The 25936-nt window shown below is 72.7% G+C and carries 24 protein-coding genes; 16 read left to right on the forward strand and 8 right to left on the reverse strand.

Features of this window, described 5'->3' with window-relative positions:
* Positions 1 to 154 precede the first annotated feature (154 nt).
* Together ACGFYP_RS14490 and ACGFYP_RS14495 are read left to right on the forward strand one after the other, a co-directional pair.
* Positions 155 to 1003 (forward strand): PPK2 family polyphosphate kinase, encoded by an 849-nt coding sequence (locus ACGFYP_RS14490; RefSeq protein ID WP_393492331.1) that lies wholly within the window; start codon positions 155 to 157, stop codon positions 1001 to 1003.
* Between the two features lie 17 nt (positions 1004 to 1020).
* Positions 1021 to 2007, forward strand: a complete 987-nt coding sequence (locus ACGFYP_RS14495) for a polysaccharide deacetylase family protein (RefSeq protein WP_393491972.1) — start codon at positions 1021 to 1023, stop codon at positions 2005 to 2007.
* Positions 2008 to 2043: 36 nt separating this feature from the next.
* On the opposite strand, the gene ACGFYP_RS14500 is transcribed toward ACGFYP_RS14495, so the two are convergent.
* The 4 genes from ACGFYP_RS14500 to ACGFYP_RS14515 are packed head-to-tail and all read right to left on the reverse strand — an operon-like array spanning position 2044 to position 4550.
* Positions 2044 to 2250 (reverse strand): hypothetical protein, encoded by a 207-nt coding sequence (locus ACGFYP_RS14500; protein ID WP_393491976.1) that lies wholly within the window; start codon positions 2248 to 2250, stop codon positions 2044 to 2046.
* Positions 2251 to 2264: 14 nt separating this feature from the next.
* Complete coding sequence (locus ACGFYP_RS14505) at positions 2265 to 2918, reverse strand: ABC transporter (protein ID WP_393491981.1); 654 nt, start codon at positions 2916 to 2918, stop codon at positions 2265 to 2267.
* Entirely contained in the window at positions 2915 to 3856 is a 942-nt protein-coding gene (locus ACGFYP_RS14510; RefSeq protein ID WP_393491987.1) for an ATP-binding cassette domain-containing protein, read from the reverse strand. The genes ACGFYP_RS14505 and ACGFYP_RS14510 overlap by 4 nt, the downstream gene beginning before the upstream one ends.
* Before the next feature lie 19 nt (positions 3857 to 3875).
* Positions 3876 to 4550 carry an AIM24 family protein gene (locus ACGFYP_RS14515; RefSeq protein WP_393491990.1) on the reverse strand — a complete coding sequence of 225 codons (675 nt, stop codon included), beginning with the start codon at positions 4548 to 4550 and terminating at the stop codon, positions 3876 to 3878.
* Between the two features lie 104 nt (positions 4551 to 4654).
* Between ACGFYP_RS14515 and ACGFYP_RS14520 the strand changes: the two genes are divergently transcribed.
* The 5 genes from ACGFYP_RS14520 to ACGFYP_RS14540 all read left to right on the forward strand — a co-directional run bounded on the left by ACGFYP_RS14520 (position 4655) and on the right by ACGFYP_RS14540 (position 10866).
* A complete protein-coding gene (locus tag ACGFYP_RS14520; protein ID WP_393492334.1) occupies positions 4655 to 5419 on the forward strand; it encodes a peptidyl-tRNA hydrolase in 765 nt (254 codons plus the stop codon).
* Between the two features lie 214 nt (positions 5420 to 5633).
* On the forward strand, positions 5634 to 6395 hold the full coding sequence (locus ACGFYP_RS14525) for a DUF4142 domain-containing protein (RefSeq protein ID WP_393491993.1): 762 nt from the start codon (positions 5634 to 5636) through the stop codon (positions 6393 to 6395).
* A 96-nt stretch (positions 6396 to 6491) separates the two neighbouring features.
* The gene (locus ACGFYP_RS14530) at positions 6492 to 8027 is read left to right on the forward strand and encodes a DUF692 domain-containing protein (RefSeq protein ID WP_393491995.1); all 1536 of its coding nucleotides are present in this window, start codon (positions 6492 to 6494) and stop codon (positions 8025 to 8027) included.
* 7 nt (positions 8028 to 8034) lie between these two features.
* Positions 8035 to 9102, forward strand: a complete 1068-nt coding sequence (locus tag ACGFYP_RS14535; RefSeq protein WP_393491998.1) for a TIGR04222 domain-containing membrane protein — start codon at positions 8035 to 8037, stop codon at positions 9100 to 9102.
* A gap of 69 nt (positions 9103 to 9171) precedes the next feature.
* Positions 9172 to 10866 (forward strand): alpha/beta hydrolase, encoded by a 1695-nt coding sequence (locus ACGFYP_RS14540; protein WP_393492002.1) that lies wholly within the window; start codon positions 9172 to 9174, stop codon positions 10864 to 10866.
* An 8-nt stretch (positions 10867 to 10874) separates the two neighbouring features.
* Here the strand turns inward: ACGFYP_RS14540 and hemQ are convergent, their stop codons facing one another.
* Together hemQ and hemG are read right to left on the reverse strand one after the other, a co-directional pair.
* Positions 10875 to 11588 (reverse strand): hydrogen peroxide-dependent heme synthase, encoded by a 714-nt coding sequence (hemQ, locus tag ACGFYP_RS14545; protein ID WP_393492006.1) that lies wholly within the window; start codon positions 11586 to 11588, stop codon positions 10875 to 10877.
* A gap of 17 nt (positions 11589 to 11605) precedes the next feature.
* The gene (gene hemG, locus ACGFYP_RS14550; protein ID WP_393492009.1) at positions 11606 to 13141 is read right to left on the reverse strand and encodes a protoporphyrinogen oxidase; all 1536 of its coding nucleotides are present in this window, start codon (positions 13139 to 13141) and stop codon (positions 11606 to 11608) included.
* A gap of 171 nt (positions 13142 to 13312) precedes the next feature.
* Here hemG and ACGFYP_RS14555 point away from each other — a divergent pair, with 171 nt between their 5' ends.
* From ACGFYP_RS14555 to ACGFYP_RS14565, 3 genes are all read left to right on the forward strand, one after another.
* Complete coding sequence (locus tag ACGFYP_RS14555; protein ID WP_393492012.1) at positions 13313 to 14266, forward strand: DUF4349 domain-containing protein; 954 nt, start codon at positions 13313 to 13315, stop codon at positions 14264 to 14266.
* Positions 14267 to 14306: 40 nt separating this feature from the next.
* Positions 14307 to 15719 (forward strand): FAD-dependent oxidoreductase, encoded by a 1413-nt coding sequence (locus ACGFYP_RS14560; RefSeq protein WP_393492015.1) that lies wholly within the window; start codon positions 14307 to 14309, stop codon positions 15717 to 15719.
* Positions 15720 to 15785: 66 nt separating this feature from the next.
* Complete coding sequence (locus tag ACGFYP_RS14565) at positions 15786 to 16220, forward strand: hypothetical protein (protein WP_393492017.1); 435 nt, start codon at positions 15786 to 15788, stop codon at positions 16218 to 16220.
* A gap of 24 nt (positions 16221 to 16244) precedes the next feature.
* Here the strand turns inward: ACGFYP_RS14565 and hemE are convergent, their stop codons facing one another.
* A complete protein-coding gene (gene hemE / locus ACGFYP_RS14570) occupies positions 16245 to 17321 on the reverse strand; it encodes a uroporphyrinogen decarboxylase (RefSeq protein ID WP_361964313.1) in 1077 nt (358 codons plus the stop codon).
* 92 nt (positions 17322 to 17413) lie between these two features.
* On the opposite strand from hemE, the gene ACGFYP_RS14575 reads away from it, so the two are divergent.
* The 5 genes from ACGFYP_RS14575 to ACGFYP_RS14595 all read left to right on the forward strand — a co-directional run bounded on the left by ACGFYP_RS14575 (position 17414) and on the right by ACGFYP_RS14595 (position 24249).
* Positions 17414 to 18094 carry a DUF3000 domain-containing protein gene (locus ACGFYP_RS14575; protein ID WP_393492020.1) on the forward strand — a complete coding sequence of 227 codons (681 nt, stop codon included), beginning with the start codon at positions 17414 to 17416 and terminating at the stop codon, positions 18092 to 18094.
* A gap of 340 nt (positions 18095 to 18434) precedes the next feature.
* Complete coding sequence (locus tag ACGFYP_RS14580; RefSeq protein WP_015037008.1) at positions 18435 to 19100, forward strand: response regulator transcription factor; 666 nt, start codon at positions 18435 to 18437, stop codon at positions 19098 to 19100.
* Between the two features lie 153 nt (positions 19101 to 19253).
* On the forward strand, positions 19254 to 20537 hold the full coding sequence (locus tag ACGFYP_RS14585; RefSeq protein ID WP_393492024.1) for a ribonuclease D: 1284 nt from the start codon (positions 19254 to 19256) through the stop codon (positions 20535 to 20537).
* Positions 20538 to 20908: 371 nt separating this feature from the next.
* Positions 20909 to 22123, forward strand: coding sequence for an acetyl-CoA C-acyltransferase (locus tag ACGFYP_RS14590; protein ID WP_361964320.1), 1215 nt, complete (start codon positions 20909 to 20911; stop codon positions 22121 to 22123).
* Positions 22120 to 24249 (forward strand): 3-hydroxyacyl-CoA dehydrogenase NAD-binding domain-containing protein, encoded by a 2130-nt coding sequence (locus tag ACGFYP_RS14595; protein ID WP_393492027.1) that lies wholly within the window; start codon positions 22120 to 22122, stop codon positions 24247 to 24249. The genes ACGFYP_RS14590 and ACGFYP_RS14595 overlap by 4 nt, the downstream gene beginning before the upstream one ends.
* Before the next feature lie 97 nt (positions 24250 to 24346).
* Here the strand turns inward: ACGFYP_RS14595 and ACGFYP_RS14600 are convergent, their stop codons facing one another.
* A complete protein-coding gene (locus ACGFYP_RS14600) occupies positions 24347 to 25441 on the reverse strand; it encodes a hypothetical protein (protein ID WP_393492030.1) in 1095 nt (364 codons plus the stop codon).
* 126 nt (positions 25442 to 25567) lie between these two features.
* Between ACGFYP_RS14600 and ACGFYP_RS14605 the strand changes: the two genes are divergently transcribed.
* Positions 25568 to 25936 (forward strand): NTP pyrophosphohydrolase, encoded by a 369-nt coding sequence (locus tag ACGFYP_RS14605; protein ID WP_393492033.1) that lies wholly within the window; start codon positions 25568 to 25570, stop codon positions 25934 to 25936.

Consider the following 25936-nt stretch of genomic DNA (forward strand, 5'->3'; position numbering starts at 1 on the left):
TCGCGAGGTGGCTGAGAAGGACAGGCGGAAGCAGGACAAGCAGGAGAAGAACAAGCAGAAGAAGAACAAGCCGCAGAAGAATCAGCCGAAGGGGCAGGAGCAGGAGAGGGACCAGCGGCAGGACGGCAAGCAGAAGCGTGGGCTCCGGAAGCCGATGGCCGTCGAGCCGGCCGTCCGGGACGTACTGCGCCTGCCCGTCGGCAAGCCGGTCGACCTCTCCACCTACTCCGCATCGGACATCCCGGCCGGGCCCCCGGACAAGACGGCCGGGATCGCGGCGACCGCCCTGCTGGGTCCTGCCCTCGCCGACCTCCAGGAGCGCCTGTACGCGGCGAGCACGGCCGGCGACCGCCGCCGGCTGCTGCTCGTCCTCCAGGGCATGGACACCAGTGGCAAGGGCGGCACGGTCAAGCACGTCATCGGCCAGTTCAACCCCTCCGGCTGCCGGATCCGCGCCTTCAAGGCCCCGACGGTGGAGGAGCGCGGCCACCCCTTCCTCTGGCGGATCTCGCGGGCGCTGCCGGTGCCCGGCGAGATCGGCATCTTCGACCGCTCGCACTACGAGGACGTCCTCATCGCCCGCGTCCGTGAACTGGTCCCGCGCCGCGACCTCGGACGCCGCTACGGCCAGATCAACCGCTGGGAGGAGTCGCTGGTCGACGACGGCGTGACGGTCGTCAAGGTCTTCCTCCACGTCTCGTACGAGGAGCAGCGCGCCCGCCTCCTGGAGCGCCTGGACAACCCGGACAAGCACTGGAAGTTCAACGCCGGCGACATCGAGGAGCGGGCGCTGTGGCCCGCGTACCAGGAGGCGTACGGACTCGCCCTCGAACGCTGCTCGACGGAGGAGTCCCCCTGGTACCTGGTCCCTGCCGACCGCAAGTGGTACCGCAACTGGGCGATCAGCAAGCTGCTCCTGGAACATCTCTCCGCCCTGGACCCGCAGTACCCGCCGGGCGACTTCGACGTCGCGGAGTGCCGGAAGCGGTTGCTCGCCACCTGATCGGCTAGTTTCCGTGCGTGACCATTTCTGTACGAAAGCTGTCGGTGCTTGCTCTCCTGGGCGCCGTACTCGTCGGCTGCGGTGGGGGCGCGGCCGACACGGTGGGGGCGCCTGACGGCCCGTCCGCCGCGCCGTCGAGCCCCGCGTCCGGCCCGCCGACGAACCCCACGCCTGACGCGAGCGCGAGTGCCGGTGCCGCGCCCGGGCCCGCCGTCGCGCGCAAGGCGCCGCCGACCATGGCCCCGGGGCCCGGCGGCCTCACCCCTGTCTTCGAGCGCGCCCGCAAGGGCGGCGGCAAGGCCGGCGACAAGGTCGTGGCGCTCACCTTCGACGCCGACATGACGGCCGACCAGGGACGTCGGGCCGCCGGCGGCGAGCGCTTCGACAATCCGGCGCTGATCGAGACCCTGCGGCGGCTGAAGGTCGACTCGACGATCTTCATGACGGGCCGGTGGGCCGAGGAGTACCCGGACCAGGCCCGGTCGATCGGCACCGACCCCCGCTTCGAGATCGCCAACCACTCGTACAGCCACTACGCCTTCGCCTCGCCCTGCTACGGCCTGCCGACGGTCGCCGAGCAGGACATGGCCGGTGACGTACGGCGGGCGTTCGACGCGTTCCGGAAGGCGGGGGCGCGCAATGTCGTGCCGTACTTCCGGTTCCCGGGCGGCTGCTACGACGACCGGGCGCTGCGCGCGCTCGCGCCCGCGAAGGTCACGGCGGTGCAGTGGGACGTGGTCAGCGGCGACGCCTTCGCCAAGGACGGCGACGCGGTCGCCGAGCAGGTCCTCGCCGGCGTGAAGCCCGGCTCCCTCGTGGTCATGCACTGCACGCGCAGCGCCGCGCCCGTCACCGAGCAGGCGATCCGGAAGATCGTGCCCGAACTACGGGCCAGGGGCTACCGCTTCGTGAAGGTGTCGGAGCTGATGGCGGGGTCGGGGACGGGAGCCGGGTCGGAGACGGGATCCGGGACGGGAGCCGGGTCGGGGACGGACAGGCCCTAGGGTCTTTCGTTTGGATCAGGCCGGATCAGGGAGCCCCTAGCCCGAGCAGGCCGAACGCTGGGCCTCCTGCCACTCGCAGACCGGGCAGAGGGTGATCCCCTTGGTCGACTCGGGGTACTCGGTCGGCTTCCGGCACAGCACGCACTCGGCGTACGGCGGTCCCTCGGCCGTCGTACGTCCGGTCGCCGCGGCCTCCGAGGCCGACTCGGCCTCCGCCCCTGCGGGTTCGCAGTACGAGTCCATGGTGTCGAGCGTACTCACTCCCGCCAGGCCGTGGCCCTGACGCTGACCGCCACCGCGACGGCGGCGAGAACGAGGGCGCCCAGGGCGGCGGCCCACGGCATCGTGACCGTCGCGGTACGCGCCCCGGTGATCAGGCCCGTCACGGCGTACTTCGCCGGCGAACCGCTCGTCACGAGCGCAAGGAGCGAGCCCAGGACCAGGGCCGCGAGGGACCAGCCCTGGGAGCGCAGGAGCGGCCGGGTGGTGAGGGTGCCCACGGCGGCGCCGGTCAGGACGCAGGCCGTGGTGGCGAGGAGCCCCGAGGCGAGGGCCTCGGCGGAGCCGATCCCTCGCAGGTCGCTGACGGCCGTCACGCCGAGCACGGCGACCGCCCCGAGCGGCGCCGCGCAGGCGACGGCGGCAAGGACCGCCGCCACGTGAGCCCGCTGCCGCCCGGCCGCGGCGGCCACCACGTTCCGCGCGGCTGCGGGTTCCTGACCGAGGCAGATCCGTACGACCCAGGCCGTGACCGGGAGCAGCGCGGCGGCCGCGAAGCCGAGGGCCCCGAGCACGGGCTCGCCGGCGCGCACGCCGACGACGAGGAAGACCGCGTAGAGGAGGAGCGGTGCGAGCCAACGCTGGGAACGCAGCAGCAGGTCGGTCTGGTAGCGCAGCAGTGCGGTCGTCATGTCCGGGCGCCTTCAGTGGTCAACTCGTGGATGTGCCAGGAGGCGTCGAGCAGCGCCCGGAGCAGCGCGTCGGAGTGGGCCGCGTCGACCGCGTACACCGTCGTCGAGCCGTCGGGTCCTGGACCGGACTCGTACGAGGAGGTCCCGGGCAGCCCGTCGGGGAGCGGGCGGCCGCCGGAGGCCACGATCCGCGCGCGGGGCGGCGGCGCGTCCGCACCAGGGCTCGACCCGCCCGATACCGGCACCCGCACCGGACTCCGCGCCGAGGCCCCGGCCCCCGAAGCCGAACCGGCCCCGGACCGCGACCCGGACACCGGCACCGGCACCCGACCCACCCGTACCCGGCCCGCCTCCACCTCGTACACCACGTCGGCCTCACCCGACAGCCGGCGCGGGTCGTGGTCGACGAAGACCGCCGTGCCGCCCGCCGCGACGCGCTCGCGGACCGCGCGGTCGAGTTCGTGCCGGGCGGCCGTGTCCAGGCCGGTCCATGCCTCGTCCAGGACGATCAGTGCCGGGTCCGCGAGCAGGGCCTGGGCGACGGCGACCTTCTGGCTGCTGCCCTTGGAGAGTTCGGCGAGCGGGGTCCCCGCGAAGGCGGACGCGCCGAAGCGCTCCAGCCACTCCCCCGCCCGCGCGGCGGCCTCGGCCCTGCCGAGCCCCTGGATGCGTCCGAGGTGCGTCAGACAGCCGGTCGCGGTGAAGGGCAGGGCGACCGGGAAGCGCTCCGGGACGTACGAGGTGCGCGGGGGCCGTCCTGCGATCCGGCCCTCCGTCGGCGCGTCGATGCCCGCGACGACCCGCAGCAGCGTCGACTTGCCGCTGCCGTTGGTGCCGGTGAAGCGGACGAGGGCGCCGGCGGGCAGGACGAGGTCCACCTCGCGCACCACCCACGGCCCGCGCGGGCCGTAGCGGCGCCCTACGCCTTCGAGTTTCACGACGTGCCGTCCGTCGGCGTCAGTTGGAGGGCTTCTGCGGGGTGGCCTCGCTCGGCCGGACGATGACGAAGCCCTGGCCGTCGAGGCGGAGCTGGACGGCCTCGCCCGAGCCGCCGCGGATCATCGAGCCGACGGACTGCGAGCGGTGGAGCGAGGTCTGCAGTTGCTCGCTCCAGCCGACGACGGCGTCGGTGTCGACGAAGACCGGGGCCTGCGGGGTGACCGGGATGACGATCGGGGTGCCCTCGCAGGCCAGGGCGATCTTGCCCTGACCGGTGAAGACGCTGTTGAAGAGGCCGCCACCGGTCATGCCGGCGCCCTTCACGGTCCTGATCTCGTACGAGAGGGTGGCGTCGAAACAGAGCACGTTCCGGCCGTTGACGGTGAGCGCGTCGTTGGGCTCCATCTCGACGATGAAACAGTTCTGCGCCTCCTGCGCGAACCAGGCCTCGCCCTGGCCGCGCACGGCCATCAGCGCGAGACCCTCGCCCGTCACGGCGCGCTTGAGCATGCCGCCGATGCCCTGGCCCTTGCGCTCGAACTGGAGGTCGCCGCGGAAGGCGATCATCGATCCCTGACGGGCATGCATCTCCCCGTTGACGACGTACTTCACGCACTTGGCGTTCTGCAGGCTCATGCCCGGGAACGCGGCGGCCTCGGCGAGGTGTTCGCCGGCAAAAAGATCACTCTTCATGAAAGGCATCCTGTCCCGGAACCGACCAATCCGACAAGAAACGCCTGTGCGAACAGTGGCAAACTTGCCAGGTGAGCAGCAACGAGACCGAGATCAGCACCGAGATCACCGAAGCCCGCGCCGAAGTCCGCGGCGATGTCCCCGCCGAAGCCCGCGCCGATGTCCGTGACGAGAAGCCTCAGTTCGTCCTCCCCCTCGTCGTACGGATCGAACGGGCCGAGCCCCCCGCGCGCACCGACGCGCTGGAGACCGCCGCCCGCGCCGTCCTGGAGATCCTCGCCGACGAGCGCTCGACGGGGGACGGGGAGTGGGCGCGGGCGATGACGGACTGGCAGGACGCCCGGATCCGCAAGGTCGTGCGCCGGGCACGCGGCGCGGAGTGGCGGCGCGCGGAGGAGCTCCCGGGGATCACGGTGAAGGGCGAGTCCGCGGAGGTACGGGTGTTCCCGCCGATCCCGCTGGACGGCTGGCCCAAGGAGCTGGCGAAGCTCCAGGTGTCCGGCACGGATCTGGAGGACCCCACGGCCCCCGGTGCGCCCGGCGACCCCGGTGCGCCCGACGACCCCGGGGCGCCGTTGCTCTGGCTCAACCCGCACCTGGAGATGTCCGCGGGCAAGACGATGGCCCAGGCGGGACACGCGGCGCAGCTGCTGTGGTGGGAGCTGTCGGACACCGACCGCACGGCATGGCGCGAGGCCGGCTTCCCGCTCTCCGTCCGTGCGGCCACCCCGGAGCGCTGGGCACGACTGACGGCGAGCGGCCTCCCGGTGGTCCGTGACGCCGGCTTCACCGAGATCGCCCCCGGCCCGACCTTCGTCTCCGAGGGGAGCGACCGGATCGGCTCCCACGTACGCCTCGCACGGGCGTGACCCGTCCGGTCCGCGCGCGTTCGTGCCCGTTCGCGCCCGTTCGTGTCCGAGTTCTCCGGGCTCGGTTCGTTCGGCGACTGAACACGGTCGCCCTGACACACGTATCTCCCGATACCGCCAAGTGGGTTGTACGTCCGCCTGGTTGGCGGTTCAGTCTGCGGTGACCCACACCGGTGACCTCCACCGGCACCGAAGAGAACGTACGGGAGACACCTTGTCGCTACGCGTCAACGGCACGGCCCTCATCATCGCGGCGCTCGTCGTCACGGTCGGCGCGCTCGCCTTCCCCGTCTGGTCCTACGCCGACCGCTCGGGAACCGGCCAGGCGAATCTGAACGTATCGAGCGTGCCCACGCAGTGGGGGCCGCTGTCCGCCACGGACCGGGACTTCCTGGTGAAGGTACGGCTGGCCGGGCTGTGGGAGCTCCCGGCCGGCCAGCAGGCCGTCGAGCGCGCGCCGAGCCGGGCGATCGTCGAGTGCGGCGACCATCTCGTGGTCGGCCACACCGACCTGGACCGGCGGGCCCGGTCCGTGGCGGCGAAGCTGGGCGTGGAGCTGCCGAACCAGCCGACCGAGCAGCAGCAGGGGTGGCTGCGGGAGCTGACGGCGGCGAGCGGGGAGGAGTACGAGCGGAAGTTCGCGAACCTGCTGCGCAACGCGCACGGCAAGGTGTTCGCGCTGGTCGCCGAGGTCCGGCACACGACGCGCAACACGCTGATCCGGCAGCTGGCGAGTGACGCGAACCAGACGGTGCTCGACCACATCACCATGCTGGAGGCAACCGGAATGGTCGACTTCGACGCGCTCGCGAACGAGGCGGCGGGCCGGAAGACGGCGCCGCCGACCGGGCCGCCGGTGGTTCCCTCGCCCTTGGTGCCCTCTCCGGTGCGGCCGACGGGGACGGACCAGTCGTTCACGTCGCGTCCTGTCCCGGAGGCCGGGATCGTGACACCGCACTCCATGCCGATGCCGTAGGACCGCCGGAACCTCAAATCAACCTCTGAACGTCCCCCTGACTGGATTCGAACGGGTTGTTCCGGGCCATCAGGTGAGGGACCGAAGGAGGGGGACATGACGGAACTCGGGACGGACCACAGGACGGACGACAGGACGGACCACAGGACGGAACTCGGGGTCGGCATCGGATGGCGGCCTGAGATCGCCGGAGCCGTGGAGGCCCTGGCGGGCGTCGACTGGGTGGAGGTCGTCGCGGAGAACGTGTGCGCGGGCCACCTGCCGGACTCGCTGGCGCGGCTGCGTGCGCGCGGGGTCACGGTCGTCCCGCACGGGGTCTCCCTGGGGCTCGGCGGCGCCGACCGGCCGGACGCGGGCCGGCTCGCGGATCTGGCGGCGACGGCGACCGCGCTGGGGGCGCCGCTGGTGTCGGAGCACATCGCCTTCGTCCGGGCCGGGGGCGCCCTCACGGCGACCCCGGCCCTCGAAGCGGGCCACCTGCTGCCGGTGCCGCGCACGTGGGACGCCCTGGACGTGCTCTGCGAGAACGTACGGATCGCCCAGGACTCGCTGCCCGTGCCGCTGGCACTGGAAAACATCGCGGCGCTGATCGCCTGGCCCGGCGAGGAGCTGACGGAAGGCCAGTTCCTGGCGGAGCTGGTGGAGCGTACGGGGGTACGGCTCCTGATCGACGTCGCCAACCTCCACACGAACCACGTCAACCGGGGCGAGTCCCCGTCGAAGGCGCTCTCCGAACTGCCGGTCGAGGCGATCGCGTACGTCCACGTGGCAGGCGGCCTCGCCCGCGACGGCGTCTGGCACGACACCCACGCCCACCCGGTCCCGGAGCCCGTCCTGGACATCCTGTCGGACCTGGCCTCCCGCGTCTCCCCGCCGGGCGTCCTGCTGGAACGGGACGACAACTTCCCGCCGGCGGAGGAACTCGCCTCGGAGCTGGCGACGATCAGGGGCCGCCTGGAGTCGGTGGCGGCTCGGACCGCCGCCGGGAGCGGCGAGCAGGACATGAACGGCAGGCACGGCGCCGGCGGCGCCCGCGCGCGCGTCGCCGACCCCGCGCTGCTGATCGGCGCGGGCGCCCGGGTCTCGGGCGGCCCGATGCCGCAGTGCGGGCGTACGACGGACGCGCCGGGAGCTCCGGAGCTTCCGGAGGAGGCCCAGGACCCCGGCACCCACACCACGCGCCCCGCTCCCGGCGCCCGCCCCCTCCCCGGCGGGGCCGCCCGGGAGCGGGTGGCCGTCGCGCAGGCCGCGTTGCTCTCCGCGCTCGTCGCGGGGACACCCGTACCCGAGGGGTTCGACTCGCGGCGGCTCGGGGTGCAGAGCCGGGCCCTCGTCGGGAAGCGGAGCGACGTGATCGCCAAGATCGCGCCCGAGCTGCCCGAGATCCTCGGCGACGGCTACCGCCCCGCGTTCCGCGCGTACGCCAGGACCCGCCCCATGTCCGGCGGGTACCGTCGCGACGCCCTCGACTTCGTCGCGCAGCTGCTCGTCGCCGGTCAGCCCGAGGACCCGGACGCCCGGCGCCGGCTGACCCGCTGGTGGCAGGAGCGCGCCGGCGCCCGACCGCCCGGCCCGGCAGGCCGACTCGTCCGCGCGGCACGCGCCGCGCGCACCGCACTCGTACGGAGGTGACGCCACCATGAACCTGTTCGCCCTGCTCGTCTGGGCCGCCGTGATCACCGGCTCCGCCCTGCTCATCGTCCACCTCCGCGCCGCCCGCGTGGATCGCGGGGGATACGTCCACGACCTCTACGAGGCCGCGTTCCTCCTCGGGGGCCCGCCCAGGGTCGTCGACGCCGCGCTCGCCGCCCTGCACTCCGACGGCCGGATCGCCGTCGGAGGCCCCGGCATCGTCGTCCCGCGCCCGGGCGCGGCCCCGCGCAGCCACGTCGAGCGGGCCGTCCTGCAGGAGCTCGCCGCCTCCCCCTACGGGGCCCTGCACGAACTGCGTCTCGCCGTGATGCGCAGCCCCGGCGTCCAGGAGATCGGCGACGGGCTCGCGGCGCGCGGCCTGATGGTGGACCCCGAGATCCGCCGCACCGGCCGACGCCAGTGCCTCACCCTCGTCCTGGGGTCGTTCGGGCTGCTCCTCCTCTCGATCGTCCTGAGCGTGGCCGTCGAATTCGACTCGTTCCAGGTGCCGTTGGTCTTCAAGGTGGGTCCGATCCTCTTCGCGGGCTTCATCACCGGCCTCCTCTGCGGGGCCTACAACGCCCAGCGCACCAGCCGCGCCGGGCGCCGGGCGGCCACCGCGTTCCACCGGGACCACGTCTACGAGCCCGACGCCGGGCACCAGGTCGCGCTGCGCGGACTGCGCGCGGTACCCGACGCGGAGCTGCGTACCCAGCTGATCGCGGCGGCCCGGATGCGCACGACCACCCGTACGTCCCACACCCGCCACCACACCCACGCCTCCTCCGCCGCCTCGGACGCCGCCGTGCTCGCGAGCCTGCACTGGTGCGCGGGGACGCCGGGCAACGCGGGCCCGTGCGGCGGTGCTTCAGGAGGCACCGGTGGTGGCGGGAGCTGCGGAGGCGGCGGTTCGGACAGCGGATTCGGGGGTGACGGGTGTTCCGCCGGCGCCTGCTCCGGAGGATCCAGCAGCAGCGGTTCCTGCTCCAGTGGGTCGAGCGGGTCCAGCGGGGGCAGCTCCTGTTCGAGCAGCAGTAGCAGCAGTTCCAGCTGCGGAGGAGGCTCCAGCGGCTGATCGGGTCATTCCCGCCGACACGCCCCGACGGTTCTTTACACGGCGTCCGTCCGCTCCAACGATCCTGTCGTGAAAGCCCTCGCGCTGACCGGAACCGTCGGGTCGCTGCTGCTGTCCTCGCTGCTCTCCCCGCTCCCCGCCGCACCCGCCCCCGCACCCGCACTGGACGCGCCGCCCGCCGAGACCGGTGGCACCCGGCTTGCCGCCCGTCGCGCGGCCGCCGAAGGCATCCGCTTCGGCGACTGCCCGGCGTACGAGAAGCTGCCGCCGTCCGTGCGGTGCGGCACCTTGCTGGTCCCCCTCGACTACGCGGACCCCGACGGCACCCGGATCCCGCTCACCGTCAGCCGCGTCGAGGCCTCGGGCCCGGCCGCCGACCGTCAGGGCGCGCTCGTGTACAACCCGGGCGGCCCCGGCGCGTCGTCGACGTACTTCCCCCTGGTCGCCGAACTCCCCGCCTGGAAGCGGATCGCCGCCGCGTACGACCTCGTCGGCTACGCCCCGCGCGGCGTGGGCCGCTCCGCCCCCGTCTCCTGCCAGGACCCCGTCGACCGCGCCACCGGCCCCACCCCCGCGCCCAGCCGGCCCTCCGAGGTCTTCAAGCAGGAGCGGATCGCCCGCGCCAAGACGTACGCCAAGGGCTGCACGACCCGCACAGGCAAGGCGCTGCGGCACTACCACTCGCTCAACAACGCCCGCGACCTGGAGGTGCTGCGCGCCGCGCTCGGCGAGCCGAGGCTGACGTACATGGGTGCCTCCTACGGCACGTACTTCGGCGCGCTGTACGCCACGCTCTTCCCGCACCGGGTGCGCCGGCTGGTCTTCGACGCGCCCGTCCACCCCGCACCGCGGCAGATCTGGTACCTCAACAACCTCGACCAGTCACGGGCGTTCGAGCGCCGCTGGGCCGACTTCCGCAGCTGGGTCGCCAAGCACGCCTCGGTGTACGGCCTCGGCTCGACGGCCCAGGAGGTCCAGGAGAGTTACGAGAAGGTCCGCGCCGGACTCGCGGCGAAGCCGGCCGGCGGGCGCGTCGGCCCGGGACAGCTGCACGGGGCGATGCTCCAGACCGGGTACCACGACGGTTTCTGGCCACTGCGGGCCACGGCGCTCGCCCGCTATCTGAAGGGCGACGAGAAGCCGCTGATCGCGCAGGCGGCGCCGAGCGAGGAGATCACGGAGGACACGGGCAACGCGGCGGCCGTCTACTCGGCGGTGGAGTGCAACGACGCGCCGTGGCCGGAGGACTTCGCCGTCTGGGACCGGGACAACACCCGGCTCGCGACGACCGCCCCCTTCGAGACCTGGGACAACGTCTGGACCAATCTGCCCTGCGCGTACTGGAAGGTGCCCCGCCAGAAGCCGTTGGAGGTGCGGACCGGTCCCGGGGTGCTGCCGCCGGTGCTGATCCTGGCCGCCGAGCGGGACGCGGCCACGCCGTACGAAGGGGCCCTTGAGCTCCAGCGCAGGCTGGCGGGTTCGGCCCTGGTGACCGAGCGGGACGCCGGGACGCACGGCATCGGGGGCGGTGCGAACGCCTGCGTCAACGGGTACTTGGAGCGCTATCTGCTGACGGGGGCAGTACCGGTCACTTCGGTGTCGGGCTCCCCCAGAAAGACGCCGGTGCGGCGCGCATCGTGCGCGCCGCACCCGGAGCCGGACCCGGTGTCGCTGGAGCGGCGGTCGGAACTCCGTCCGCCGTCTGATCTTCCGGGTCAAGGGGTGACGGCCCGGCTGGTCGCCGGGCCGTCACCGAGTCGGTAGGGCGGCCGTCAGGCCAGGCCCGCCACCAGGTCCGCCACGGAGCGGCGGCGGCCGGTGTAGAAGGGGACCTCCTCGCGGACGTGCATCCGCGCCTCGGAGGCGCGCAGGTGGCGCATGAGGTCGACGATGCGGTGCAGCTCGTCGGCCTCGAAGGCGAGGAGCCACTCGTAGTCGCCGAGCGAGAACGAGGCGACCGTGTTGGCGCGGACGTCCGGGAAGCCGCGGGCCATCTTGCCGTGGTCCGCGAGCATCCGGCGACGGTCCTCGTCCGGCAGCAGGTACCAGTCGTAGGAGCGCACGAAGGGGTAGACGCTCACGTAGTCGCGGGGCGTCTCGTCGGCCAGGAAGGCCGGGATGTGCGACTTGTTGAACTCGGCGGGGCGATGCAGCGCCATGTTCGACCAGACCGGCACGAGGGCGCGGCCCAGCTTGGTGCGGCGGAAGAGGTTGTACGCCTCCTGGAGCTCGTCGCTCGTCTCGGCGTGCCACCAGATCATGACGTCCGCGTCGGCGCGCAGACCGGAGAGGTCGTACGTGCCACGGACGGTGATGTCCTTGGCAGCGAGCTGGTCGAACAGCTCCTGGACCTCGTCGGCGTAGCCGGCACGGTCCTCGGGCAGGTTGTCGCGCAGCTTGAACACAGACCACAGGGTGTAGCGGATGACCTCGTTGAGGTCCTTCGCCTTCTTACCGGCGTTCGGGATCTTTTCGGGCGCACTCATACGCCTATTCTCGCCCGTCACGGACAGTGCCCTGCACCAGGGTGGGTGGTTTCAGACGTGGCGATGATCTCGTCCGCGATTTCGTCGGCCGCGCGCCGGCCGGAGGCGATGCAGGCGGGGATGCCGACGCCCTCGTACACGGCTCCGGCGAGGCCGAGTCCGGGGACCTCGGCGACGGCGTCGCGGATGCGGGCGACCCGCGAGAGGTGGCCGACGGGGTACTGCGGGAGGCCGTCCGTCCAGCGGGTGACGGTGGTGGCGACGGGCCGGGCGGTGAGCCCGGTGGCCGCGGCGAGGTCCTTGAGGGAGGTCTCGACGAGGTCGGCGTCGTCGCGGTGGACCTGCTCCTCCTCGCCGTAGCGGCCGACGGAGGTCCGCAGGACGAAGAGGTCGGGGGCCGCGTCGCAGACCCACTGCCACTTCTGGCTGGAGAACGTGGACGCCTTGATGGTGTGCCCGTCGACGGGCGGCACGAGGAACCCGGAACCGGGGAGCCCGTGCACGTCCTGGCGCCGGAAGGCGAGGGTCACGAGCGCCATCGAGGCGTACTCGACCCCGGCCAGCTCCGCCGCCGCCACGGGCGCCTCCCGTCCGAGCAGCTCTGCGGCGGCCCAGGCGGGCGCGGCGACGACGACGGCGTCGGCGAGGAACTCCCGGCCCGCGGCCACGACCCGCCAGTGCACCTCGGCGGCCGCGGTCCCGTCGGCCGCAGTCCCGTCGACCGGGGTCCCGGCCGGGTGCGCCTCCGTCACCCGGCGGATCTCCGTCACCGGCATGAACGTCAGGATCTCGCCGCCGGCCGCGCGGATCGCCGTGGCGACGGCCTCGGGGAGGGTGCCGATGCCGCCCTCGATGCCCGCGAAGGCGGAGCCGCCGAGACCGGTGGCCGCGCCCGCCGCGTCGGACGGGGTCGCGGCTCCCGCCCGCTGGACGGCGTGGACGGCGTCGGTGAGCGTCGGGTGGCTGCGGGCCGCGGCGAAGAGCGCGGGGACGGCGGCCCGCATGGAGATGCGGTAGGCGTCACCGGCGTACACCCCGCCGAGCAGCGGTTCGACGAGCCGGTCGACGACCTCGTGGCCCATCCGCTCGGCGACGTACGCGCCGATGGCGATGTCCTCGCCGATCTCGGCGGGGGGCAGTTCACGGTCGCGCTCGACCCGGCGCAGGCCCTCCTCGGAGAGCAGCTCGGCGAGGGCCGCCGGGTCTCCGGGGACGCCCATGACGTGCCCCTTGGGCATCGGGCGCAGCGTGCCCCGGCTCCAGACGGACGCGGTCGTCGTGGCGGGCGACTGGAGCCGGTCCCCGAGTCCGACGGCGCGGGCGAGCGCGACCGCCTCGGGGCGGCGGGCGAGCAGGGACTCGGCGCCGAGGTCGACGGGGGCTCCGGCGATCTCGCCGGCGAGCAGCTTGCCGCCGATGCGGTCGCCGCCTTCGAGCAGCGTCACCCGGAGCCCGGCCGAGACCAGTCGGTGGGCCGCCGCGAGACCGGCGATTCCGCCTCCGACGACGACCACGTGCGCCCGTGCCCTGCTGTCCCTGGTGTCCGCGTTCATGGCTCCACTCTCTCAAACCCGTTCCGAGGTCTCCCCCACCCGTTCCGAGGCCAGAACGTGACCGCTTCGCTACCGCCCGAGGGCAACCCGGGAGACCCCCCGGAACGTCGAACCGGCATCAGTCACCACCACCTCAGGGGGGATCCCGTGCGAGGAGCGCGAAGAGCGGCCGTGGCGTTGCTGACGGTCTCGCTGGCACTGACCGGCTGCGCCGGCGGCGCGTCCGACAGCGGCGCCGACCAGAAGGGGTTGAGCGCGGCGAAGCCGGCCGAGGGGGCCGAGGGCGCCGCCGACCGGGGGTACGAGGCGGACAAGGGGGCGGGCAGCGGGACCTCGGACGCGAAGCAGCCCTCCGCCGCGCCGGCGCAGCAGCACATCATCCGTACCGCCGAGCTGTCCGTGGAGGTCGAGGACGCGACGAAGGCGCTGGCCACCGCCCGCCGGGTCACCGAGGACGCGGGCGGTCATGTCGCCAACGAGTCGACGGAGCGGGTCGACGACACGTACGTGACCTCGCGGATCGCGCTGCGCGTGCCGCAGGACTCGTACGACTCGGTGCTCAAGGACCTCGCGGGCACCGGGAAGCTGCTCTCCCGGAAGGCGGACGCCAAGGACGTCACCGAGCAGGTGGTGGACGTGGAGAGCCGGATCGCGACGCAGCGGGCGAGCGTCGACCGGGTCCGCAAGCTGATGGAACAGGCGACGCGGCTGAGCGACGTGGTCACCCTGGAGGGCGAGCTGAGTCGCCGTCAGGCCGATCTGGAGTCGCTGCTGGCCCAGCGGGCCTCGCTGAAGGACCGTACGTCGATGGCGACGATCACCCTCGAACTCACCGAGAAGGAGGCGCCGAAGCCGGCGGAGACCGAGGACCGGCCGGGCTTCCTGGAGGCGCTCTCGGGTGGCTGGAACGCGCTCGTGGCGGCGCTCGCCTGGATCGGGATCGTCCTGGCGGCGCTGGCTCCGTGGCTCGCGGTGGCCTTCGTCGGCTACCTGCTGTGGCGGCTGTGGCTCCGTCCGCGCCGCACGGCGCGCCGCGCCTCGGCTCCCGCCGAACGACCCGCCGAGGTACCCCCGACGGAACCCACCACGCGATCCGCCGAGGAACCCGGCGCATCGAAGGACTGACGGTCCGGTCCGAACGACCGCGCCAACGTAGCGTGTTCGTATGAGCGAACGACTGGTGGTCATCGGCGGTGACGCGGCGGGCATGTCCGCCGCGTCGCAGGCACGCAGGCTCAAGGGCCCCGAGGAGCTGGAGATCGTCGCCTTCGAGCGCGGTCACTTCAGCTCGTACTCGGCCTGCGGCATCCCGTACTGGGTCGGCGGCGACGTCGCCGAGCGCGACGAGCTGATCGCGCGGACCCCGGAGGAGCACCGGGCGCGGGACATCGACCTGCGGATGCGCACGGAGGTCGTCGGGATCGACGTGCCGGGGCAGCGGGTGCGGACGCGGGACCTGGAGTCGGGCGGCGAGGCGTGGACGGGCTTCGACAAGCTGGTGATCGCGACCGGCGCGCGGCCGATGCGTCCGCCGCTGCCGGGGATCGACGCGCCGGGGGTGCACGGCGTGCAGACCCTGGACGACGGGCAGGCGCTGCTCGACTCGCTGGCGCGTACGGAGGGTCGGCGGGCGGTCGTCGTGGGCGCCGGGTACATCGGCGTGGAGATGGCCGAGGCGCTCCTGAACCGGGGCTACGAGGTGACCGTCCTCAACCGGGGCGAGCAGCCGATGGCGACGCTCGACCCGGACATGGGGCGCCTGGTCCACCGGGTGATGGACGGCCTCGGGATCACGACGGTCGGCTCCTCGCCCGTCACCGAGATCCTCACGGGTGATGGGGGTACCCCCCTGCTCGAGCGCAGCCGAGAGCTTGGGGGAGGGCGGGTCAGGGCGGTGGCGACGGAGGACGCCGAGTACCCGGCGGACGTGGTGGTCCTCGGTATGGGCGTCGTACCGGAGACGCGGCTCGCGGCGGAGGCCGGGCTGCCGTTGGGGACGTACGGCGGGCTGCTCACCGACCTCGCGATGCGGGTGCGGGGCCACGAGAACATCTGGGCGGGCGGCGACTGCGTGGAGGTCCTCGACCTGGTCTCGGGCCGCGAGCGGCACATCGCGCTCGGCACGCACGCGAACAAGCACGGTCAGGTCATCGGCTCGAACGTGGGCGGCGGTTACGCCACGTTCCCCGGCGTCGTGGGCACGGCGGTGTCGAAGGTGTGCGACCTGGAGATCGCGCGGACGGGCCTGCGCGAGAAGGAGGCCCGGGAGGTGGGTCTGCGGTACGTGACGGTGACGATCGAGTCGACCAGCCGGGCGGGCTACTACCCGGGCGCGGCGCCGATGACGGTGAAGATGCTGGCGGAGCGCCGTACGGGCCGGCTGCTCGGGGTGCAGATCGTGGGCCGCGAGGGGGCCGCCAAGCGGGTGGACATCGCGGCGGTGGCGCTGACGGCCGGGATGACGGTGGAGCAGATGACGGCGCTCGACCTGGGGTACGCGCCGCCGTTCTCGCCCGTGTGGGACCCGGTCCTGATCGCGGCGCGGAAGGCGGTGGCGGCGGTCCGGGCGGCGGGCTGACCCGAGCGGAGCAGTCACCTCCGGTGACGACTTGCGACCCTACCGTCACCATGGGTCACTGGTCTCATGATCCGACACACTCTGCGAGCGCTCTGCGCCGCCGCACTCGTCATAGCCCCGCTCGCCCTGACCGCGACGCCCGCCCACGCGGCGACCACGTGCACGGTCAACGGCGTCACCGTCACCTCCGCGAACGTCGCGGGCACGGCGGGCGCCGACTTCATCAGCTGTGGCACGGTCTCCGCCGGCGACACGGTGAACGGTCAGGGCGGCGCCGACTACATCATCGTCACCGGCAACGTCGCCGGCACCGTAAGGGGCGGCGCCGGCCGCGACTACGTCCAGGTCAACGGGTCGGTCGCAGCGACCGGCGCTGTCCGCGGGGACGAGGACAGCGACTTCGTCCGCGTCGGTGCGAACGGGGGCACCGTCAACGGCGGCCTCGGGTTCGACTTCTGCCGCGCGGCTTCCGGCAACCCGCCCGTCAACTGCGAGGGCTGAGCACCACCCGCACGCGGGCGGCCGTCAGACGGCCGTCCGCGTGTGCACGTACTCCACCAGACGCGTCAAGGCTTCCGGGTTCGTCGTCGGCAGGACGCCGTGACCCAGGTTGAAGACGTGCCCCTCCAGACCCTCGGCGGCGGCCAGGACCTCGTCCGTCTTGGCCTCCACGGCCTCCGGGGTGGAGAAGAGCACGGCGGGGTCCAGGTTGCCCTGGAGCGCCTTGCCGGGACCGACGCGCCGGGCGGCCTCGTCGAGCGAGACCCGGTAGTCGACGCCCATGACGTCCGCGCCGGCCTCGCCCATGAGGCCGAGGAGCTCGCCGGTGCCCACGCCGAAGTGGATGCGCGGGACCCCGTACGAGGCGACGGACTCCAGGACCTTCGCCGAGGCGGGCATCACCGAGCGGCGGTAGTCGGCCGGGGCGAGCGCGCCGACCCAGGAGTCGAAGAGCTGGACGGCGGAGGCGCCGGCCTCGATCTGGACCTTGAGGAAGGCCGAGGTGATCTCGGCGAGGCGGTCGAGCAGATCGGCCCACAGCTGCGGGTCGCCGTACATCAGCGCCTTGGTGTGCTCGTGGTTGCGGGACGGGCCGCCCTCGACGAGGTAGCTCGCGAGGGTGAAAGGCGCGCCGGCGAAACCGATGAGCGGGGTGGAGCCCAGCTCGCCGGTGAGCATCCCGATGGCCTCGGTGACGTAGTGGACGTCTTCCGGGGTCAGGTCGCGGAGCCGGTCGAGGTCGGCGCGGGTGCGGATCGGGTCGGCGACGACCGGGCCGACGCCGGGCTTGATGTCGAGGTCGATGCCGATGGCCTTGAGCGGGACCACGATGTCGCTGAAGTAGATCGCCGCGTCCACCTTGTGGCGGCGCACGGGCTGCAGCGTGATCTCGGTGACCAGCTCGGGCCGCATGCAGGACTCGAGCATCGGAATGCCCTCGCGGACCTTCAGGTACTCGGGCAGCGAGCGCCCCGCCTGCCGCATGAACCAGACCGGCGTGTGCGGAACGGGCTCACGCCGGCAGGCCTTCAGGAAGGCGGAGTCGTACGTCTGCGGCTGGTGCTTCGTCTGCTGGCCCTCGGGGCGGTCAATGGCGCTCACGCCCAGAATCTTCGCATGCACGCGGAAGCCGCCCGCCCGGGGCGGGGTGTGCCTCCCTGCGCGAGGCCCCCGTTCCGCCTACTCTTCCCCGCATGGCTGCGGCTCAGGGACATTTTTCCGATCATTCCGACGGTGACGGAGGTACGGACGACACGGAGGCGAATGCGGTGCCACCCGCCTTCAGAAGGGCGGTCGAAGCCCTGCGGGCGGCTCGGCTGCGGCCGGAGCTGGAGATCGACCCGACCAGGCCGCCGCAGCGCCTGGCCCCGTACGCGTACGCGCTGGAGGCGGCGGTCGTCGAAGGCGAGGACGATCTGGCCGACGGCCGTCTCGTACTGCTGCACGACCCGGCGGGGCACGACGCCTGGAAGGGTACGTTCCGCCTTGTGACGCTCGTACGGGCGGAGCTGGAGCCCGAGATGGCGGCGGACCCGCTGCTGCCGGAGGTGTGCTGGTCGTGGCTGACCGGAGCGCTGGAGGCGCGGGGCCTGTCCTACGGGGAGGCGAGCGGGACGGTCACCCAGGCGGGTTCGCACTACTTCGGGGGGCTTGCCGAGCGGCGCCCGGCGACCCAGATCGAGATCCGGGCGTCGTGGACGCCGCAGGAGGCTCTGGGCGGGGTGCCGGACACCGGGGCGCACCTGGCGGCCTGGTGCGATCTGCTCTGCCAGATCGCGGGCCTGCCGCCGTCGCCTCCCGACCCGGGGGCGGGGGCGATCTCGGGCGCGGGGGTCGTCTCGCTGCCCCAACGCAGGGGTCCGCAGCAGCCGTAGGGGGCGTGGCGGGGTGCGTTGCGGGGCCCCCGCAAGGGGCACCGCACGATGGGCCTCCCGGGCGGGGGCTCGGGACCCCCTTCCGGCAGGCTCCGGGCGGGCTTCCGGCAGGCTCCGGGGCCGTCTCGGGAAGGCCGTCGGGGTCGCCCGGACGGAGGCTCACTCGTAGGATGATCGATCACGCGTCCGAATTGCCCGAATTGTTACTCACCAAATCGTGATCTTTCCCTAAAGGCGGGCGGCCGAGCTGCCGAAGAGGTCAATGACCCCTTCACCGCACGGGTTCGCCCCCGGCTTCTTCCCCGAGCCGGCTCCGTCCCGCATCTCCCCAGGAGGCCGTGTGTCCGTTCTCCTCGAGCAGCCCGCAAGCCTGGTCGCCTACCGCCCGAACAAGCCGACGGCCATGGTCGTCGTGGCCGACCCGCGCGTCCGCTCCACCGTCACCCGCCACCTGTGGGCCCTCGGCGTACGCGACGTCATCGAGGCGTCGTCCATCGCGGAGGCCCGTCCCCGCGTCGGAAACCCCCGCGACATCTGCGTGGCCGACGTCCACCTCCCCGACGGCAGCGGCCTCACGCTGCTGTCCGAGACCCGCGCGGCGGGCTGGCCCAACGGCCTGGCCCTGTCGGCGGCCGACGACATCGGCGCGGTGCGCAACGCGCTGGCCGGTGGCGTCAAGGGTTACGTCGTCACCGGTACGCGGACCAACATCGGGCACCCCACCCGCCCCGGCGCCGCCCCCATCGGCGCCGCGGCAGCCCGTCTCGGCCACCGCCGCCCCCCGGGTGCTCCGAGCCACCCGGGCGGCTACCGCGAGCTCTCCGGCCGTGAGGTCGAGGTGCTCCGGCTTGTCGCCGAAGGCCAGTCGAACAAGGCGATCGGCGTGTCCATGGGCCTGTCCGCCCTGACCGTGAAGAGCCACCTCGCCCGGATCGCCCGCAAGCTGGGCACCGGCGACCGGGCCGGCATGGTCGCGGTGGCGCTGCGCACCGGGATCATCCACTGAGGCCACCGAGTCCATCCGGCCCACCCGGTCCATCGAGTCCACCGAGCCCCTGGAGTCCCCGACCGGGCTCCCCGCGCGGTTGACGAAACATCGGCGCCTGTCGACGGAACGTTCCGTCGACAGGCGCTTGCCGTTCACAGATACCCTTGACACGTGACCGACGCCCAAGAGACCGCAGCAGACACAGCACTGCGAACCACCGGGGGCGCTCCCCCGGACGACGACGTCCCTGCGAATGGGCTGCCGATCCCCTTGCTGGAGCCTCGTGAGGGCATGCCGCCCGTCGTGGCGACCGACGAGGCGCTCGCCGAGGTGATCGCCGCTTTCGCCGCGGGCCGCGGGCCCGTCGCGGTGGACGCCGAGCGCGCCTCGGGGTACCGCTACGGCCAGCGCGCCTATCTCGTCCAGCTCCGCCGCGAGGGCGCGGGCACCGCGCTCGTCGACCCGGTGGGCTGCCCCGACCTGTCCGGCCTCGGCGAGGCGCTCGCGGGAACCGAGTGGATCCTGCACGCCGCGACCCAGGACCTGCCGTGCCTGCGGGACATAGGCATGGTGCCGACGCGGCTCTTCGACACCGAGCTGGCCGGCCGGCTCGCGGGCTTCCCACGGGTCGGGCTCGGGGCGATGGTCGAGTCCGTGCTCGGGTACGCCCTGGAGAAGGGGCACTCCGCGGTGGACTGGTCCACCCGCCCGCTGCCCGAGCCCTGGCTCCGGTACGCCGCGCTGGACGTCGAGCTCCTCGTCGACCTGCGTGACGCACTGGAGAAGGAGCTCGACCGGCAGGGCAAGCTGGAGTGGGCCCTGCAGGAGTTCGACGCCATCGCCTCCGCCCCGCCCGCGCCGCCGCGCAAGGACCCGTGGCGGCGGACCTCCGGCATGCACAAGGTGCGGCGTCGGCGCCAGATGGCTGTCGTACGGGAGCTGTGGGAGGCCCGGGACCGGATCGCCCAGCGGCGGGACGTCTCGCCCGGCAAGGTGCTGAGCGACGCGGCGATCGTGGAGGCCTCGCTCGCGGTGCCGGCGAACGTCGCGGCGCTGACGGCGCTGCCCGGGTTCGGCCACCGCATGGGCCGCCGTCAGCTGGAGCAGTGGCAGTCGGCCGTGGACCGGGCGAAGGCCCTCCCGGACATCGAGCTGCCCCAGCCGGGCACGCAGGTCGCGGGCCCGCCGCCGCCGCGCGCCTGGGCGGACAAGGACCCGGTCGCCGCGGCCCGCCTCTCGGCGGCGCGCACGGCGGTCTCCGCGCTCGCCGAGGAGCTGAACCTGCCGCAGGAGAACCTGATCACTCCGGACACGGTCCGCCGCGTCTGCTGGGAGCCGCCGGCTCCCGGCACCCCCGAGGCGGTCTCGGCCGCGCTCACGGGGTACGGCGCGCGGCCGTGGCAGGTGGAACTGGTGACACCTCTCCTGGTGACGGCCCTGACGGCGACGGCGTAGCTCTCCCCACCCCGCCCCTTCCCGAACCGGGGGCAAGCCCCCAGACCCCGGTGCGGCCTGCGGCCGTGTCCTCAAGCGCCGGACGGGCTGGTTTCCCGCCCGCAGGGCGGAAGACCAAGGCTGTACGGAGTCCCGGTTCGGGAAGGGGCGGGGTGGGGAAAGAGGCCGCTTCCGGCGCACTCACCCACACCCGCAAGCCCCTGGCACCACGCCGCCGGGGGCTTTCGCGTACCGCCGCCGGAGTGTGACCTTCGCCGCTCCCGCCCAGGGGGGTGGGCAGCTTGGTTACCCACAAGTAGCATGGGGGTAGCAAGCGCGCGCTTAGCGGCGTGCCGCAGCAGTGCCATCCCGCACCCTGGAGGAGAGCCATCGTGCCTCGTACCGTCAGGGACGTCGTCTTCGTCGACGGCGTCCGCACCCCGTTCGGCAAGGCGGGCCCGAAGGGCATCTACCACGAGACCCGCGCCGACGATCTCGTCGTGAAGGCCATCCGGGAGCTGCTGCGCCGCAACCCCGGCCTCGACCCCGCGAAGATCGACGAGGTCGCCATCGCCGCCACCACGCAGATCGGTGACCAGGGTCTGACCCTCGGCCGCACCGCGGGCATCCTCGCCGGGCTGCCGCAGTCCGTCCCGGGCTACTCCATCGACCGCATGTGCGCCGGTGCGCTGACCGCCGTCACGAGCGTCGCCGGCTCCATCGCCTTCGGTGCGTACGACGCCGTGATCGCCGGTGGTGTCGAGCACATGGGCCGCCACCCCATGGGCGAGGGCGTCGACCCGAACCCGCGGTTCGTGAGCGAGAAGCTGGTCGACGAGTCCGCCCTGTTCATGGGCATGACCGCCGAGAACCTGCACGACCGCTACCCGAGCATCACCAAGCAGCGCGCCGACGAGTACGCCGTGCGCTCGCAGGAGAAGGCCGCCAAGGCGTACGCCGACGGCAAGATCCAGCAGGACCTGGTGCCGATCTCCGTCCGCCGCACCAACGCCGAGGCCGGCGAGACCGGCTGGGGCCTGGTCACCGCCGACGAGCCGATGCGCCCGGGCACCACCCTGGAGTCGCTGGCCAACCTGAAGACGCCGTTCCGCGTCCACGGCAACGTCACCGCGGGTAACGCGGCCGGTCTCAACGACGGCGCCACCGCCTCGATCATCGCCTCCGAGGACTTCGCCCGTGAGCACAACCTCCCGGTGAAGATGCGCCTCGTCTCGTACGCCTTCGCCGGCGTCGAGCCCGAGGTCATGGGCTACGGCCCGATCCCCGCGACCGAGAAGGCGCTCGCCCAGGCCGGTCTCTCGATCGAGGACATCGACCTCTTCGAGATCAACGAGGCCTTCGCGGTCCAGGTCCTCGCCTTCCTGGAGCACTACGGCATCGCCGACGACGACGCCCGCGTCAACCAGTACGGCGGCGCGATCGCCTACGGTCACCCGCTCGCCTCCTCCGGCGTCCGTCTGATGACGCAGCTGGCCCGCCAGTTCGAGGAGAACCCGCAGGTCCGCTACGGCCTCAACACCATGTGCGTCGGCTTCGGCATGGGCGCCACTGTCATCTGGGAAAACCCCCACTGGGAGGGCAAGTGAGCACCACCGCCGAGCTTCTGAAGGGTGCGGCCGAGCTGTTCCCGGACGAGGTCGTCACCAGCGCCCACGTACGGCACTTCGAACTGCCCGCGAATGCGGGCCGGTTCGCGCTGATCACGCTGGACAACGGCTTCGACCACACCAAGCCGACCACCTTCGGTCCGCAGTCCCTGGCGAACCTCAACACCGCGATCGACCAGGTCGAGGCCGAGGCCGCCAACGGTGAGATCGTCGGCGTCGGTGTCACCGGCAAGCCGTTCATCTTCGCCGTCGGCGCCGACCTCAAGGGCGTCGAGCTGCTCAAGCAGCACTCCGACGCGCTCGCCATCGGCAAGGGCGGCCACGACGTCTTCAAGCGTCTGTCCGCGCTGGCCGTGCCGACCTTCGCGTACTACAACGGCGCGGCGATGGGCGGCGGTGTCGAGGTCGGTCTGCACTGCACCTACCGCACCGTCTCCAAGGCGCTGCCGGCCTTCTCGCTGCCCGAGGTCTTCCTCGGTCTCGTCCCCGGCTGGGGCGGCTGCACGATCCTGCCGAACCTGATCGGCGCCGAGAAGGCCGTCACGGTCATCATCGAGAACTCGCTGAACCAGAACCGTCAGCTCAAGGGCAAGCAGGTCTTCGAGCTCGGCATCGCCGACGCGATCTTCGAGGGCGCGGACTTCCTGGAGCAGTCGCTGATCTGGACCGCCTCCGTCCTCAACGGCACGGTCACGGTGGAGCGTCCGGAGATCGACCGCGGTGAGGGCTGGGACCAGGCCGTCGCCAAGGGCCGGTTCATCGCCGACTCCAAGGTGCACGGCGCGGCCCCGGCCGCGTACCGCGCCCTGGACATCATCGCCGCCTCCAAGGACGGCGACCTCCAGGCCGGTTTCGACGCCGAGGACCAGGCGCTCGCCGACCTCATCATGGGCGGCGAGCTGCGCTCCGGCATCTACGCCTTCAACCTGGTGCAGAAGCGCGCCAAGCGGCCGGCCGGTGCCCCGGACAAGTCGCTGGCCCGCCCGGTCACCAAGGTCGGTGTCGTCGGCGCCGGTCTGATGGCCTCCCAGCTCGCCCTGCTCTTCCTGCGCCGCCTGGAGGTGCCGGTCGTCCTGACCGACATCGACCAGGAGCGCGTCGACAAGGGTGTGGGCTACGTCCACGCCGAGATCGAGAAGCTGCTCGGCAAGGGCCGGATCAACCAGGACAAGGCCAACCGTCTCAAGGGCCTGGTCTCCGGTGTCCTGGACAAGGCCGAGGGCTTCGCGGACGCGGACTTCATCATCGAGGCCGTGTTCGAGGAGATGTCCGTCAAGCAGAAGGTGTTCGCGGAGGTCGAGGCGGTCGCCCCGGCGCACGCGATCCTCGCCACCAACACCTCCTCGCTGTCGGTCTCCGAGATGGCCTCGAAGCTCCAGCACCCGGAGCGCGTGGTCGGCTTCCACTTCTTCAACCCGGTCGCGATCCTCCCGCTCCTGGAGATCGTCCGCGGTGAGAAGACGGACGACGCCTCGCTGGCCACCGCGTTCGGTGTCGCGAAGAAGCTGAAGAAGACCGCGGTCCTCACCAAGGACGCCCCGGCGTTCGTCGTGAACCGCATCCTGACCCGCTTCATGGGCGAGATCCAGAACGTCATCGACGAGGGCACCTCGGTCGAGACGGCCGAGAAGGCCATCGAGCCCCTCGGTCTGCCGATGTCGCCGCTGGTCCTCCTGGAGCTCGTCGGCCCGGCGATCGGTCTGCACGTCTCCGAGACCCTGAACCGCGCCTTCCCGGAGCGCTTCACCGTCTCCCCGAACCTGGCGGCCGTGGTCAAGGCCGGCAAGCGCGGCTTCTACGTCTACGACTCCGGCAAGCCGGAGCTGGACCCCGAGGTCGCCGCGCTCCTCAAGCAGGGCGATGTCGTCCTGACGGAGGAGCAGGTCCGCGACCGCGTCCTGGACGCGGTGGCGCAGGAGATCGGCCTGATGCTGGAGGAGGGTGTCGTCGCCGAGGCGCAGGACATCGACCTCTGCCTGATCACGGGCGCGGGCTGGCCCTTCCACCTGGGCGGCATCACGCCGTACCTGGACCGTGAGGGCGTCTCCCAGCGGGTGAACGGCAAGCCGTTCCTCGCGCAGGGCGTGGCGAGCGTCCCGGCGTAACGCCAAGAGCACGGCGAACGGCCCCGGCACCTGGGAAGGTGCCGGGGCCGTTCGGCGTTCGGGCCGTTCCGCGTTCTCGTCCGCGTCGTCCGGTGGCTCAGGCCACCGCGTGCCAACCGCCGAGCTGGAAGCCCTCGGAGGCGGTCTTCTGACGCATGGTGAGCAGGAGGGGCCCCGTGGCCCCGTCGGCCACCGTCAGGGCCACCAGACCGCCGTCCAGGGCCTGCGTGAGGGTGGTGGTCAGCGGGCCGTGGGGCTCGCCCGTCTCGATCCACTTGGCGCCGACGGTCTCCTGCTCGGCGGGGAAGGCGGCCAGGGCGAGGCGGCCGTCGGCGGACTGCTGGGCCAGGACGGTGCATTCGGCACCGTCGATCAGGCACGGGGTCGCGGCGAGCGGTCCCGTCCCCACCGCGTCCAGGAAGGGCGTCGGCTCCAGCGAGCGTCCCGGGGACCAGGCGCAGACGCGCTGTTCGTCGTCGAGGTAGTAGAGCGTGGCGTGCCCCGAGGGCCCGGTCACCGCGGCGAGGGTCCCGAAGGTCACCGACGCGGGCACCACGTCGTGCCGGACGGGCTTGCCCCCGGACTCCTGCTGCTCGTAGCGCAGCAGCCCCTCCGGCTTCGCCGTGTACAGCTCGACGAAACCCGCGCCGTTGGTGACGGCGACGGGCGAGGGGTCGGAGCGGTTGCCCCACAGGTCCCACCACGGGTGCCAGCCACCGGCGTCCTTCTGGGCCCGTACGCTGAGTCCGCCGCCGCCGTTCTTGGTGAAGACGTACGCGCGTCCCAGGGCGTCGACCGCGACGGCCGGGTTGCCGGTCCACGGGAAGCTCTTGCCGTTGGAGTGCTGGATCGAGCGCCACTCCACGGCCGGGCGTCCGGTCTGGAACTGGGTCGAGTGCATCAGCTCGACATGGTCCTCGGTGTCCGGCACCGGACGCAGCCCCACCATGTGGACGTAGGCGTTGACGCCCTGCCCGATCGACAGGATCGGCAGGAGCCCACCGCCGCCGAGGGAGACCGGGCCGCTCCACCGTCCGTCGGTTCCCTCGGTCCAGCGCAGCACCTCGCCGTCGCTCATCAGGTAGGCGCTGAAACGGCCCTCCGTGCCGCGGGTGAGCCAGCTCCCGCGCAGGGTCGGGACGGTGAACGGCCCCCGGGGACGTTGGGTCGGGACCTCGGTTCGATTTGCCATGGGTTCCAGCGCTCCGGTCGACAGGTCAGCAGTGGAAGGTGCAAGTCCGCTCGGACTGCTGTTCGTCGACTTTAGTGGGTGCCGGGAGCGCCCGACGCCGCCGGTGGGGGCTGACATCCTGTCCGCATGGACCAGGAGCTGCCTCTGCTGATCGTCGACGGTGCCAACGTGGTGGGCTCGGTGCCCGACGGGTGGTGGCGCGACCGGCGCGCGGCCGCCGAGCGGCTCCGCGAGCGGCTGGTGGCCGGCGGCGGGCCCGAGGGCGGCCCCTTCGAGATCGTGCTGGTCGTGGAGGGCCGGGCGCGCGGCGTGGAGTCCGTGCCGGGGGTACGGGTCGAGGAGGCGCCCGGCAGCGGCGACGACCTCATCGTGGAGCTGGCCCGGAACGCGGCCGGTCGGCCGTGCCTGGTGGTCACGGCCGACCGGGAGCTGCGGCGGCGGGTGGGCGAGCACGGGGCCCGGTGCGTGGGCCCGCGTGCCGTCCTTGAGGGCTAG

Source organism: Streptomyces sp. NPDC048370, from assembly GCF_043200825.1.
In the GTDB taxonomy this organism is placed as follows: domain Bacteria; phylum Actinomycetota; class Actinomycetes; order Streptomycetales; family Streptomycetaceae; genus Streptomyces.

Excerpts from the sequence above, each read along its gene's own strand:
- ACGFYP_RS14490 (WP_393492331.1), top strand. The coding sequence starts at position 155 with ATGGCCGTCGAGCCGGCCGTCCGGGACGTACTGCGCCTGCCCGTCGGC.
- ACGFYP_RS14500 (WP_393491976.1), bottom strand. The coding sequence starts at position 2,250 with ATGGACTCGTACTGCGAACCCGCAGGGGCGGAGGCCGAGTCGGCCTCG.
- ACGFYP_RS14505 (WP_393491981.1), bottom strand. The coding sequence starts at position 2,918 with ATGACGACCGCACTGCTGCGCTACCAGACCGACCTGCTGCTGCGTTCC.
- ACGFYP_RS14515 (WP_393491990.1), bottom strand. The coding sequence starts at position 4,550 with ATGAAGAGTGATCTTTTTGCCGGCGAACACCTCGCCGAGGCCGCCGCG.
- ACGFYP_RS14530 (WP_393491995.1), top strand. The coding sequence starts at position 6,492 with ATGACGGAACTCGGGACGGACCACAGGACGGACGACAGGACGGACCAC.
- ACGFYP_RS14535 (WP_393491998.1), top strand. The coding sequence starts at position 8,035 with ATGAACCTGTTCGCCCTGCTCGTCTGGGCCGCCGTGATCACCGGCTCC.
- hemQ (WP_393492006.1), bottom strand. The coding sequence starts at position 11,588 with ATGAGTGCGCCCGAAAAGATCCCGAACGCCGGTAAGAAGGCGAAGGAC.
- hemG (WP_393492009.1), bottom strand. The coding sequence starts at position 13,141 with ATGAACGCGGACACCAGGGACAGCAGGGCACGGGCGCACGTGGTCGTC.
- ACGFYP_RS14560 (WP_393492015.1), top strand. The coding sequence starts at position 14,307 with ATGAGCGAACGACTGGTGGTCATCGGCGGTGACGCGGCGGGCATGTCC.
- ACGFYP_RS14565 (WP_393492017.1), top strand. The coding sequence starts at position 15,786 with ATGATCCGACACACTCTGCGAGCGCTCTGCGCCGCCGCACTCGTCATA.
- ACGFYP_RS14575 (WP_393492020.1), top strand. The coding sequence starts at position 17,414 with ATGGCTGCGGCTCAGGGACATTTTTCCGATCATTCCGACGGTGACGGA.
- ACGFYP_RS14600 (WP_393492030.1), bottom strand. The coding sequence starts at position 25,441 with ATGGCAAATCGAACCGAGGTCCCGACCCAACGTCCCCGGGGGCCGTTC.
- ACGFYP_RS14605 (WP_393492033.1), top strand. The coding sequence starts at position 25,568 with ATGGACCAGGAGCTGCCTCTGCTGATCGTCGACGGTGCCAACGTGGTG.